This is a genomic window from Serratia sp. 25CWL12, from assembly GCF_055790885.1.
This window is the reverse complement of sequence record NZ_CM147698.1, coordinates 3,444,138-3,456,937: the sequence shown is the minus strand read 5'-3', so window position 1 is coordinate 3,456,937 and position 12,800 is coordinate 3,444,138. Positions and strand designations below refer to the sequence as shown.

The 12,800-nt window shown below is 51.7% G+C and carries 11 protein-coding genes and 1 riboswitch; of the genes, 2 read left to right on the top strand and 9 right to left on the bottom strand.

Annotation, left to right across the window (positions count from 1 at the left end; all coding sequences use genetic code 11):
• Positions 1 to 2: 2 nt before the first annotated feature.
• From ilvB to sgrR, 6 genes are all read right to left on the bottom strand, one after another.
• Positions 3 to 1,697 carry an acetolactate synthase large subunit gene (ilvB, locus tag ACX9GV_RS14915; RefSeq protein WP_473196038.1) on the bottom strand — a complete coding sequence of 565 codons (1,695 nt, stop codon included), beginning with the start codon at positions 1,695 to 1,697 and terminating at the stop codon, positions 3 to 5.
• Positions 1,698 to 1,808: 111 nt separating this feature from the next.
• Positions 1,809 to 1,922, bottom strand: a complete 114-nt coding sequence (ivbL, locus tag ACX9GV_RS14910; RefSeq protein WP_369794375.1) for an ilvB operon leader peptide IvbL — start codon at positions 1,920 to 1,922, stop codon at positions 1,809 to 1,811.
• 91 nt (positions 1,923 to 2,013) lie between these two features.
• Positions 2,014 to 2,715 (bottom strand): thiamine ABC transporter ATP-binding protein ThiQ, encoded by a 702-nt coding sequence (thiQ, locus tag ACX9GV_RS14905; protein WP_473196037.1) that lies wholly within the window; start codon positions 2,713 to 2,715, stop codon positions 2,014 to 2,016.
• A complete protein-coding gene (gene thiP, locus ACX9GV_RS14900; RefSeq protein ID WP_473196036.1) occupies positions 2,702 to 4,309 on the bottom strand; it encodes a thiamine/thiamine pyrophosphate ABC transporter permease ThiP in 1,608 nt (535 codons plus the stop codon). The genes thiQ and thiP overlap by 14 nt, the downstream gene beginning before the upstream one ends.
• A complete protein-coding gene (gene thiB / locus ACX9GV_RS14895; RefSeq protein WP_473196035.1) occupies positions 4,285 to 5,271 on the bottom strand; it encodes a thiamine ABC transporter substrate binding subunit in 987 nt (328 codons plus the stop codon). The genes thiP and thiB overlap by 25 nt, the downstream gene beginning before the upstream one ends.
• A gap of 141 nt (positions 5,272 to 5,412) precedes the next feature.
• Positions 5,413 to 5,536: riboswitch (TPP riboswitch) on the bottom strand.
• A 132-nt stretch (positions 5,537 to 5,668) separates the two neighbouring features.
• Positions 5,669 to 7,330 (bottom strand): HTH-type transcriptional regulator SgrR, encoded by a 1,662-nt coding sequence (gene sgrR / locus ACX9GV_RS14890; RefSeq protein WP_473196034.1) that lies wholly within the window; start codon positions 7,328 to 7,330, stop codon positions 5,669 to 5,671.
• Positions 7,331 to 7,421: 91 nt separating this feature from the next.
• Here sgrR and sgrT point away from each other — a divergent pair, with 91 nt between their 5' ends.
• Both sgrT and ACX9GV_RS14880 read left to right on the top strand, forming a co-directional pair.
• Positions 7,422 to 7,592, top strand: a complete 171-nt coding sequence (sgrT, locus tag ACX9GV_RS14885) for a glucose uptake inhibitor SgrT (RefSeq protein WP_473196033.1) — start codon at positions 7,422 to 7,424, stop codon at positions 7,590 to 7,592.
• Between the two features lie 435 nt (positions 7,593 to 8,027).
• Positions 8,028 to 9,500, top strand: coding sequence for a DASS family sodium-coupled anion symporter (locus ACX9GV_RS14880; protein WP_473196032.1), 1,473 nt, complete (start codon positions 8,028 to 8,030; stop codon positions 9,498 to 9,500).
• A 171-nt stretch (positions 9,501 to 9,671) separates the two neighbouring features.
• Here the strand turns inward: ACX9GV_RS14880 and leuD are convergent, their stop codons facing one another.
• Genes leuD through leuB form a run of 3 tightly spaced genes read right to left on the bottom strand, consistent with a single transcriptional unit; the run spans position 9,672 to position 12,781 of the window.
• Positions 9,672 to 10,274, bottom strand: a complete 603-nt coding sequence (gene leuD / locus ACX9GV_RS14875) for a 3-isopropylmalate dehydratase small subunit (RefSeq protein WP_473196031.1) — start codon at positions 10,272 to 10,274, stop codon at positions 9,672 to 9,674.
• Between the two features lie 11 nt (positions 10,275 to 10,285).
• The gene (leuC, locus tag ACX9GV_RS14870; protein ID WP_473196030.1) at positions 10,286 to 11,686 is read right to left on the bottom strand and encodes a 3-isopropylmalate dehydratase large subunit; all 1,401 of its coding nucleotides are present in this window, start codon (positions 11,684 to 11,686) and stop codon (positions 10,286 to 10,288) included.
• A gap of 3 nt (positions 11,687 to 11,689) precedes the next feature.
• Positions 11,690 to 12,781 (bottom strand): 3-isopropylmalate dehydrogenase, encoded by a 1,092-nt coding sequence (gene leuB / locus ACX9GV_RS14865; protein WP_023491724.1) that lies wholly within the window; start codon positions 12,779 to 12,781, stop codon positions 11,690 to 11,692.
• Between the last annotated feature and the right edge of the window lie 19 nt (positions 12,782 to 12,800).

Genomic DNA, 12,800 nt, shown 5'->3' with positions numbered 1-12,800 from the left:
GTTTATTCTCCAATCATTTCAATGTTGGCAGCACCTGGTGGCACCATTGGGTAGACTTTTTCATTAATATCAATCAGGGCGTGGATCAGGCAAGGGCCCGGGCGCTGGATCGCCGCCATCAAGGCTGCTTGCGGATCCTCTGCGGCATTTAAATCACAGGTATCCAGGCCAAAACCAGCGGCAATTTTCAAAAAATCAGTCTGCTTGGGATAAGCGGCGGCAAAGATATGCTGCTGATAAAACAGCGTCTGCTGCTGATGTACCAGCCCTAACGCCTGATTGTTCATCAGAATGATTTTTACATCCAGGTTGTGCTCAACTGCTGTTGCCATCTCTTGGATATTCATCATCAGGCTACCGTCCCCGGAAAAACACAACACTTTACGTTGCGGTTCTGCCAGTGCGGCACCGATGGCGGCGGGCAGGCCAAAGCCCATCGTGCCCAACCCCCCGGAAGTTTGCCATTGGCGCGGGCGGCTTAATGGGTAAGCTTGGGCCACCCACATTTGATGCTGACCCACATCGGTGGTGATAATGGCATTTTCATCTACGCAGCGAGCAGCCGCTTTGACTAACCCATAATGACTCAACGGGTTCTCGACATTCGGCATATTGAGCGGGAACTCTCGCTTCAGATCGTTCACTATTCTCAGCCACTGACTACGGGGTTGTGCTTCGATCAACGGTAACAGTTGTTGCAGTACCTGGTTAACATCACCATGAATGGCGATATTGGCCTGTTTGACTTTACCCAGTTCGGCACGATCGATATCTACATGAATAATATTGGCATTCGGGCAAAATTGCTCGGTTTTACCGATCGCCCGGTCATCGAAACGGGCACCCATGACGATTAACAGGTCGGCTTCCTGCAGGATAAAGTTGGTACTGCGTGCTGCGTGCATCCCTAACATGCCTAAAGATAATGGATGCTCTACAGGCATCGCCCCCAGTGCCATTAACGTCATGGTGGTCGGCAGGTTGGCTCGTTCGGCCATCTCCAGTGCTGGCTGGTGAGCCTGTGAACTGATAATGCCGCCCCCCAGATAGAGAATCGGGCGCTTAGCCTGGTTGATCATCGCGGCGGCCTGTTCAACCTGATGACGGTCAAAGGCTGGTGGCGTGTCCGGTACCGCAATCGGGGGTAATTGATCCCAGGTAATTTCGGCGGTTTGAATGTCTTTCGGGATGTCGATCCATACTGGGCCCGGGCGACCAGACTCAGCGATGCGGAATGCATCACAGATTACCTGTGGCAATTCGCGGATATCACGGACCAAATAGTTATATTTGGTGATAGGGATAGAAATACCGTAGGTATCGACTTCCTGAAAGGCATCGGTGCCGATCATTGAGGAAGAAACCTGACCGGTGATACACACCAGCGGAATGGAGTCGAGTTTGGCATCCGCAATGGCTGTCACCAGATTGGTGGCACCAGGGCCACTAGAGGCGATACAGACCGCGGCTTTGCCATTAGCACGCGCCATGCCTTGCGCCATAAAGCCAGCGCCTTGCTCATGGCGTGCCAGAATATGCCGGATGCGCGTGCTCTGGCTGAGCGCATCATACAGCGGCAGTGCAGCACCGCCGGGAATACCGGCAATGGTGGTAATACCTTGACGTTCCAACAGATGAACGACCAACTCTGCGCCAGTTAAGCGCTGGCCTTGGTGAGGCGTGCCCGAAATTGCCATGTACCTATCCTTTTCTCAGGGCCGGTTCACATTCTGGGCAGGGGACTAAAACAAGAAACCCCGCCCGGTTTGCGCCGGCGGGGTTTGGGAATCGTTGTGTTGATTCGGACCCTACGGCGCACTGCCGACGACCACCACCACACACACGACGACCACCGCGGCTGGTAGCGCGGTTCTTAGTAGAGTCGAAGTCAGCGAGGATGTGATCACAGGGAACCTTATCATCATTAGTAAAAAACAGGATTTCATAAAACCATAAGTGAATTGTTCGCACAACAGATTTATCAACGCAGGAGAAAAAACGCGACTTGGATCACTACTTGGTGGTGATGCCTAATATCCTGGCCTCTGCGGAATGCCCTTCCACCAGCGCCTGAGTTGAGCCGTCATAATAAATATGGCCATCCACCACCAGCAAGGTACGTGGGGCGATGCGCATGGCATCTTCAATATTGTGCGACACCATCAATAGCGTGAGCTGGCGTTGCTGACAGACGTCTTGTAGTAATTGCAGCATTTCACTACGTAGCGCCGGGTCAAGGGCAGAAAACGGCTCATCAAGCAACAGGATCGGTTGTTGGCGCACCAGGCAGCGAGCCAGCGCAGTACGCTGCCGTTGTCCGCCGGAAAGTTGCGATGGCAGGCGTTGCAGTAGCTCCTCTAGCCCCACCTGTTGAGCGATCTGCGCCAACTGCTGTTTTTGCGCCTTATTTAACCGTAACCCCGGATCCAGCCCCAAACCGATATTTTGCATCACCGTCAGGTGAGCAAACAGATTGTTTTCTTGAAACAGCATTGATACCGGGCGTTTAGCCGGGGCGCTAGTGGTATGGTCATGACCATTGAGCAGCAGCTTGCCACTGGCCGCAGGAAGAAAACCGGCAATCAGATTAAGCAGGGTACTTTTGCCCGCCCCACTGGGGCCCAGCACGGCGACCCGCTCTCCCGGTTGTATGCGCAGGTCAAAACGCATCGGCAGGTGTTGATACAGATAAGTCAGTTTTTCAAGTGTCAGCATGGCGGCCTGGTAAGCGTTCAATCAAGGTAAATAGCAGGAAGCACAACAACAGTAACAACAGCGCAGTGACCGCACCATCATTATTCCGATAGGCACCAATCTGCTGATAAAGGTAAAACGGCAAAGTACGGAATTGTTCGTTACCGAATAAGGCGACCACCCCGAAATCACCAATTGACAATACACAGGCAAAAGCCAGCGCTTGCGTCAGGGGGCGCTTCAGGGCTTTCAGCTCAATCCAGCGTAGCCGTTGCCAGCCATGAATATCGAGTGACAAACAGAGCGGATTGTAACGTTCTGCCAGGTCACGCATCGGGTTTTCCAGCACTTTCAGCGCATAAGGCACCGCCATTAACGCATTAGTCAGTATCACCAACCCATAAGGGGAGTGGGGTAAGCCGATAGTATCGCTTAATAATAGGAAGAAGCCGGTAGCCAAGACGATCCCGGGCATTGCCAGGATCACCATACCACTGAGTTCCAGTGTCTGGCCCCAGGCCGCTTGGTGTCGTAATTTGAGTTCACGGCTGCTCCATAGCAACATCATGGTGAGCACCAGGCATAACAAGCCAGCGCCGATGGCAATACGCAATGAAGTGAACAGTGCCTGCCATAAGATGGGTTGTTGCAACACTTCAAGCAGCGCCTGGTTGGCACCATCGATAATAATCGCCAGCAGTGGAGGTAACAGCAGCAACAGGGCAGCGCTAATTAGCAGGGTATCGCTGATGCGTTGCCAAAGATTATCTTCTGGGTTGAACCAGCTTTGTGCTCGGGTATGGCCAACAGGTAATGGCTGGCTGAAGCGCTGGCAGAGTATGACCAATCCCAGGCAGAACCCCAGTTGGATTAATGCCAGTAGGGCCGCCCGGTTAAGATCATAGTCGTAACTTAATGCCTGATAAATCGCCAACTCGATGGTGGTAGCTTGTGGCCCACCACCTAATGACAGCACGGTGGCAAAACTGGCAAAACAGAGCATAAACACTAAAGCAGCACTGGGGAAAAGTTGGCGGCGAAGTGCTGGCCACTCGACAAAACGGAACTGCTGCCAGCCGTTCATGCCCAGTTGAGCGGCTAGCTGACGTTGTTCACTCGGAATGTTCTCCAACGCCTGGAGTAATAAACGGGTCGCCAGTGGCAGGTTAAAGAACACATGGGCCAGCAAAATACCTTGCAGCCCATAAGGTGAAAACTGGTAATCCACCCCTAGCCAGGCGCATAGGGCCGCCAACCAACCTTGCCGACCATACACGCTCAGTATGCCGAACACCGCCACCAACACTGGTAACACCAGGGTCATGGCGCATAGACGTAGCAGCAAATTGCGGCCTGGGAAGCGCCGACGATACAGTGCCCGGGCAAGCCAGATGGCGGGGAAAACAGAAAACAGGGCCGATAGCAGCGCCTGCCAAAAGGTGAAACGCACCACATGCCACAAATAACGGTCTTGCCACAAGTTAGGCCCGCTGCTTTCAGGGGCGTGCCGCCATAGAGAACCCATGGCGGCTAACGCGATAAGCAGGATCAGGCCTGCGGCGAGCAGACCAGGCCATAACCAGGCGGCGATCAGTGGCTGACGGCGGTTTGCCATGCCTGGACCCAGTTACCACGTTGCTGTGCTACTTCTTCTGAACTGAATTGCAAAGCGGTTTTCGGCACCATTATCTGTTCGAAATCCGCCGGGAGTGGCGTATTGGTGACCGGATACATCCAGTTACCCGTTGCGATGGTGTTTTGGAATGCCGGTGAAACCATAAATTGCATAAAGCGTTCTGCCAATTCAGGCTGCTTACTGGCTTTCAGCCGGCTCGCTACCTCCACTTGCAGATAGTGACCTTCACTAAAGTTTGCTGCGGCATACTGGTCTTTTTTCTCTTCGATCAGGTGATAGGCCGGGGAGGTGGTATAACTGAGCACCATATCACTTTCCCCTTTCAGGAACAGGCCATAGGCTTCGCTCCAGCCTTTGGTGACGGTGACGGTTTTCTTTGCCAATTGTTGCCAGGCTTGTGGTGCATCGTCTCCATAGACTTTCTGCATCCATAGCAGCAGTCCAAGCCCCGGGGTACTGGTGCGAGGATCCTGATAGATGATCTTCCAGGGCTGATCGCTACTCACCAGTTCTTTTAAGCTTTTCGGTGGGTTCTTCAGTTTGTTTTTGTCATAGACGAAAGCAAAATAGCCATAGTCATAAGGCACGAAAGTCTGGTCGTGCCAACCGTCTGGGATATTGAGCTTGCTGATGTCCACTTGGCTGGCGGTGAACAGACCGGTTTGCTGGGCGGCTTGTAGAAGATTGTTATCTAACCCCAGAACCACATCGGCGGCGCTGTTGCTACCTTCCATCTTCAGGCGATTAAGTAATGAAACGCCATCTTCCAGCGCGACGAATTTCAACTCACAATCACAATCTGCTTCAAACGCTTTTTTTACTGCTGGGCCAGGGCCCCAGTCGGCAGCGAAAGAATCATAGGTGTAGACCGTCAGTGTTGGCTTCGCCAAGGCTGGCATGGTTAATAACAGTAATAAACAAGGTAGGTATTTCTTGACCACTTTGCACTCCTGAAAAATAAGGGGCAAAGGTATCTGAGGGCGGGTTCACTAGCTTATTTCAAATTAACCAATAGCTTAGTCAGCATCTTGGCTAATTCAGGTGCTTACCTGTTGGTAGCCACTGGAAATTGATAGCAGAGCAACAACGCAGTACTCAAATCCCTCCGCCGGTATTGACCGGATCAGGTTCGACGGGTGTACTCTCAGCGGAAAAACTGGCTGTGCAGGTGTTGCATTGTATTGAGCAACACCCCGTTGGGCACAGTCCGTTGCGTTTCAGGCAACGATGGGGATTTTCCGCACCCCGTTGAGACGGCGCTATTGTAAAGGCTAATGGATGCGGGTGAAAGCCGATTATCCCATGTGCCGTAAAAGAACAGTTCCTTTGGGAGGGCGGTTAAACTTCGGGTGGTGCAAACCAGGCAGATTTAAAGTCAAACCAGCCCAGCGTATTCATTCGCACTCCGCGCATGCTGCATTGACCATGCAGTTGTAACCAGTGATGAAACAAAGGGTGCAACTGATGGCTGCTCACTAGCCGCTGGCTGAATTCTGCAATTGATAGGCGGTTATCTCGCCATAATAGGGCATTTTGTGCCATATCTTCATTCAGGCAATGCTGAATCAACGGTAATTCATACAGCGTAGCAAACAGGGAAAACTCCAGTGGTAGCGTAAAGTTGGCACTGCCCAGCCACAGGTCACTTTCTGCCTCGCCTTGATGCCAGGCGTCGTAGCTGATGGTTTGTACCTTGAGGGTGATGTGGTGTTCTGCCAGCAGCGACCCAATGGCTTGCTGGATGGCATGAAACTCGGAGTGTTCACCGTAGAAGGTCAGTGTCAGTGTGGTCAGGTTTGCTGGTTTTTGAGGGGGCTCGAAGGTGCGGTTATGCAACCAGCGTGGCAACATACCATAGGCCGGTGCCCAGTAACGTTGATAGATTGAACTTGCATGGTTAAGCAGTGCAATAGGGTTGAACAACGCACAGAGCCAATGGCGGATTTCGGCATCTGAAGCCAGAGGGGAGCGCTGATCAAACAGTAGAAAGTAGCAGCCTTCTTCTAGCCGGTTTTCCAGTTCATTTTTACCGCTATCATCCCCCTGTAGCTGTACACCGGGATGGATCAGTTCTTCTGCCACTTCCGGCAATAGCCAGATATTAACTTCATCGATAAGAGCGCGATAACCGAAATAGTCATCAAAAGCATGAATTTTCATCTGGCCGTGATGATTGCGCACCACCCGGTAAGGCCCGGTACCCACCGGATGGCGGGAAAAGTCTGGCAGACTTTGCCATTCCCGTGGCAGGATCATGGCGTGTACACTTCCCAGCAGCCAGGGCAGCCAATAGTCAGGGGTATGGAGATGGACATCAATAACATAAGGCGTAGGGGAAACTACCCGGTCAATATGTGAAAACAGGGGCTGAGAAATAAGACGGCTTAGCGAATAGGTGACATCCTCCATTTCCAGCTCGCGGCCATGATGAAAATGAATCGCCGGGCGCAGATAAAAACGCCAATGTAACGGGCTGATGGTTTGCCAATGATGTGAGAGGTCCGGTTCGAGTTCCCCATTTTCCTCATTTATGCGAGTTAACCCATTGAAAATCTGCCGGGCCAGATGGGTTTCCGAGCGGCGTAGCGCTGAACCGGGCAGCAGATTGTCAAGTTGGCGATAGTAGAGGACCCGCAAGATATGCTTACCTTGGCGGAAGCTGCGTCCTAACTGAGAGAGCAGCATCTGGCGAACCACATTTTTATCGCCCACCAGTTGCACCAGTTGATCGATGCGATCCTGTTCTAATAACTCTTCAGCTCGTTGTTGCTGTAAGGCCAGACCGGTGTAATGAAAATTTAAGCGTGAGCGTTTACCGCGCCCGGATTCGGCTTGCCAGCTCAGCCAGCCTTGTTGTTGCATGGTACTGAGTAGTGAACGGACATGGCGGCGTGAACAGCAGAGTACTTGTGCCAGTTCTTGCAGTGTGGTTTCAATAGATTGCCCGTGGCAGTGTTGCCATAGGCGAATAAACTGTTGTTGCAAGCGCGAAGTGGACATAAAAGAGGAACTCTCTGGGTGCAATTCGTCAATTTATCTTCCCCTATATTACGCTGATAATGTGGTTAGTTGAAACAGCGGAGGGAGATTGATGAACCTTTTTTTAGCCAAACAATTTTATCAGGGCTATTTCGCTAATATCGAACAACAGAAAGCAAATTGGCTGAAGGCGGTGCCGATGGAGGCGCGCTTGAATATCCTCGCCCACTTGTTGCAGTGGGATACCCCGTCACTGAATGATAAAGAGAGTCGCGGACGGTAACAGTTTCTGAGTAATGGTGTTTTTCACCAGCCAGTGGGGAGACTCACTGGTTTTTTTATTGTCCCCCAGCCGCCGCCATTCAAGCCGTATTCTCTTTTTCTTCCGTTTTAGAATGTAATCCTCTGATTTTTGCAACGCCAAAGATGACACGCGGCATAAATATTGTTGAGCTGGCTAGGGTATGGGAGAAAATAGGGGGGATGAAAAGTACAGGAAGTGTGACGGGGGATGTGTCACGCCACTGTTACTTCATGTATTTTATTGAGAAAGAGTCGCTTAACGCCCTAGAATAAAAGTGATTTAGCGCACGAATTATACGCAATTTACTATCTTGCTGCCAAGATGTTAATCAACCTATATTCCAGCTAATTTAAGTTGCCGGTAGCTAATACTCCAGCAGTTTGAAGCACGGCGGGGATAAAGAATGGATATGTTATGGATAAACTGACTCCCCCAAAGATTGTACCTTCTCTCTTTGCCGTTATTGTTGCTCTACTTATCTGGTTTGTGATCCCGGTACCTGAAGGGGTTGCTCCTAATGCTTGGCATCTGTTGGCATTATTTATTGGTACTATCATTGCCATCATTGGCAAGGCGATGCCCATTGGTGCGGTTTCCATCATTGCTATTGCGTTGGTGGCGCTGACTGGGGTGACTAACCCCGATAAGCCCGGGGCGGCATTGGATGATGCGCTGAGTGGTTTTTCCAATCAACTTATCTGGTTAATTGGCTTCTCGATGTTGATCTCTCTGAGCCTCAGTAAGACAGGCTTAGGGGCACGTATCGGCTATTACTTTATTTCTCTGTTTGGCAAAAAAACGCTGGGGATCGCCTATGCCTTAACCTTGGCAGAAACCGTTATTGCACCAGTAACACCAAGTAATACGGCGCGTGGTGGTGGGATTATCCACCCTATCATGAGGTCCATTGCCGACAGTTTTGGTTCTAAGCCAGAATTACAGACGTCTGGCAAGATTGGTCGTTATCTGGCGTTGGTGAACTACAATGCTAACCCGATCACCTCAGCGATGTTTATTACTGCCACAGCACCTAACCCATTGATTGTTAATTTAATCGCCAAAGGAGCAGGTTCGCAATTCGAGCTTACTTGGACCATGTGGGCGGTTGCCGCCTTGTTACCCGCTATCTGTTCGCTGGTGGTGATGCCGTTAGTGATTTATATGCTGTATCCGCCGGAAATTACAAAAACCCCTGATGCCCCTGGTTTTGCGCAGGATAAACTCCGGGAACTAGGGGCGATAACGGTACCGGAAAAGATCACCTTGGGTGTATTTCTCTTATTGTTGCTGCTATGGGCTGGGGGCCCTGCCATGATTTTTGGCGCAACCTGGGTAGTTAACCCCACAACGACAGCTGCCGTTGGCTTATCTATCTTGTTGATAACCGGGGTACTGACTTGGGACGATGTGCTCAAAAACAAAGGGGCCTGGGATACCGTGGTCTGGTTTGCTGCATTGGTGATGATGGCGACTTATCTCGGTAAACTCGGGTTAATCGCTTGGCTTTCACAAACGGTGGGGGCGGGCATTGAGCATCTGGGGATGAGTTGGATTGGTGGCACCATTTTACTCACGCTGGTTTATCTCTATTCACATTACTTTTTTGCCAGTACCACCGCCCACGTTACCGCCATGTTTGCCGCTTTCTTTGCCGCAGGTATTGCCCTTGGCGCTCCGCCAGCACTGCTAGGGTTGATCTTGGCTTTCTCTTCTTCACTGATGATGTCATTAACCCACTACGGGACTGGCACCGCACCGATTATCTTTGGGTCTGGTTATGCCACTCTGGGGGAATGGTGGAAAACGGGCTTTGTGATGAGCGTCGTTAACTTGCTGATCTGGATGGTGATCGGCGGTTTTTGGTGGAAGTGGTTGGGTTACTGGTAAGCAGGTTAATGATCACCCGCCATTAAGGCGGGTGATCTATCCCCGTCGTCAATAAAGCTGCAGCGGTGTTGGCTTTCCTCACTCACCCCAGTCACTTGGTAGGCCAAGCTCCTGGGGATTCGCTGTGTCGCCGCCTACCTGCAACTTCATTGAACTTGAGTATAGTCGTACTCAGTTCAGAAATGCCGGGCGCTGAGCTTCAAAGCGCGCGATATCCGCTTCGTGCTGCAACGTTAATCCGATACTGTCCAAACCGTTAATCATACAATGACGACGGAAGCTGTCGATCTCAAACGGGTAACTTTTACCTCCTGCTGTCACTGTCTGGTTTTCCAGATCGACGACAAACTCGCAACCCTCTTGCTCGGCCACCAGTTTGAATAAGGTGTCGACATCTTGCTCACTCAACCTGACGGGTAACAGTTGGCTGTTGAAGGCATTACCGTAAAAAATATCCGCGAAACTCGGTGCGATCACTACTTTGAAACCGTAATCGGCCAAAGCCCATGGCGCATGTTCGCGGGATGAGCCACAACCGAAGTTTTCACGCGCTAACAGGATGCTGGCTCCCTTATAGCGGGGTTGGTTCAGGACAAACTCCTGGTTGGGTTGCTGACCGGCATCATCCAGAAAGCGCCAGTCGTTGAACAGGTGTTGACCAAAGCCAGTACGCGTGACTTTTTGCAGAAACTGTTTCGGGATAATGGCATCGGTATCGACATTGGCTGCATCCAGAGGGACCACCAAGCCAGTATGTTGAGTAAATTTAGCCATGATGGTGCTCCTTAGTGCAATTCACGAATATCGGCAAAATGGCCGCTAACAGCAGCGGCAGCCGCCATTGCCGGGCTGACCAGATGGGTACGTCCACCACGGCCCTGACGCCCTTCGAAGTTACGGTTGCTGGTAGAGGCACAACGTTCACCTGAATTCAGGCGGTCATTGTTCATCGCCAGGCACATAGAGCAACCAGGCAAACGCCATTCAAAACCGGCTTCGATAAAGATCTTGTCCAGACCTTCTTTTTCGGCCTGCGCTTTTACTGGGCCAGAGCCGGGTACCACAATGGCTTGCACACCAGCGGCGACTTTGCGCCCTTTGGCAATAGCGGCAGCGGCACGCAGATCTTCAATACGTGAATTGGTACAGGAGCCGATGAAGACTTTGTCGATTGGCACGTCGGTCAATTTGATGCCGGCTTTCAGATCCATATAAGCCAGTGCTTTCTCGGCAGAAGCACGTTCAACCGGGTCACTGAATGACTCAGGGGCAGGGATCACCTGATCGATGGCAATGACCTGGCCTGGGTTGGTTCCCCAGGTGACTTGGGGGGCGATCTCTTCTGCACGCAAGCTCACCACGGTATCAAACTTGGCATCCGCGTCAGATTTCAGAGCGCGCCAATAGGCCACTGCCTGCTCCCAGTTTTCACCTGTTGGGGAGAATTGACGCCCTTTGAGGTAATCGAACGTGGTGTCGTCTGGTGCAACCAAACCTGCCTTGGCCCCCATTTCTATTGCCATATTACACAGCGTCATACGGCCTTCCATGCTTAAGCTTTCGATGGCTTTACCACAGAACTCGACAACATGGCCTGTGCCACCGGCACTGCCAATTTTGCCGATGACCGCCAGGACTATATCTTTGGCCGTAATGCCTGGCGCGGCGTCGCCAGTTACTTCAATTTTCATCGCCTTGGCTCGGCCCTGTTTCAAGGTCTGAGAAGCCAATACGTGTTCAACTTCAGAGGTGCCGATACCAAAGGCTAATGCACCAAAGGCTCCGTGGGTTGCCGTATGTGAGTCGCCACAGACGATGGTCATCCCTGGCAGCGTCATCCCCTGCTCAGGGCCGATTACATGCACTATCCCTTGGAAAGGGTGGTTCAGGTCATACAGTGAAATACCGAATTCTGCGCAGTTCTTCATCAACTCTTGCATCTGAATACGCGCCATTTCACCACTGGCATTGATATCTTTGGTCTGGGTTGAAACGTTATGATCCATGGTGGCAAAGGTTTTGCCTGGCTGACGCACTTTACGCCCCATGGCGCGCAGACCATCGAATGCCTGCGGAGAGGTGACTTCATGCACCAGATGGCGGTCGATATAGAGCAACGGGGTTTCGTTTGGCGCTTCATGGACGACATGAGCGTCGTATAATTTTTGATATAAGGTTTTGGCCATGATTTATGCCCCTTGAGCCACTAAACGAGCAATGATATCGCCCATTTCATTTGTCCCTACTGCTTTACCTGCACCAGCCAAATCGGCAGTACGGTAACCCTGTTCCAATGCCTGATTGATCGCGCGCTCAATAGCATCTGCCGCTTCATCTGCACCCAGGCTGTAACGCAGCAACAGGGCCGCAGACAGAATTTGTGCTATTGGGTTGGCAATATTTTTACCTGCGATGTCAGGAGCAGACCCCCCAGCGGGTTCAAATAGGCCAAAACCTTGCTCGTTGAGGCTGGCAGAAGGCAACATGCCCATTGAGCCGGTGATCATGGCGCACTCATCCGACAGGATATCGCCGAACAGGTTGGAACAGAGCAACACATCAAACTGCGAAGGATCTTTCACTAACTGCATGGTGGCGTTGTCGATATACATATGCGACAGCGAGACATCGGGATAATCCTTTGCCACTTGGGTGACCACTTCACGCCACAGAATCGAACTTTGCAGTACGTTGGCTTTATCAATGGACGTCACTTTACTGCGGCGCTTACGGGCAGCTTCAAAGGCGATATGGGCGATACGCTCTATCTCAAAGCGGTGATACACCTCGGTATCAAACGCACGCTCGTGCATCCCTTGCCCTTCACGTCCTTTCGGCTGGCCAAAGTAGATACCCCCGGTCAGTTCACGAACGCACAGAATATCGAAGCCACGTGCAGAAATATCGGCGCGGAGCGGGCAGAACTCCTCCAAACCTTGGTACAGCCGCGCAGGGCGCAGGTTACTGAACAGTTTAAAGTGTTTACGCAACGGTAGCAGCGCACCCCGTTCAGGTTGCTCTGCGGGTGGCAGATGTTCCCACTTGGGGCCACCGACGGAACCGAACAGAATGGCATCAGCTTGCTCACAGCCGCTCAAGGTCGCCGCGGGCAGGGGAGTGCCATGGTGATCGATAGCCGCGCCACCAACATCATATTCGTCAGTGGTAATGCGGATGCCAAAACGTTCGCGAACTGCGTCCAGCACCTTATGTGCCTGAACCATTACTTCTGGGCCGATGCCATCTCCGGGCAAGACGGCAATATGGTAAGTCTTTGTCATGTTCACATGGTTTCCTGAT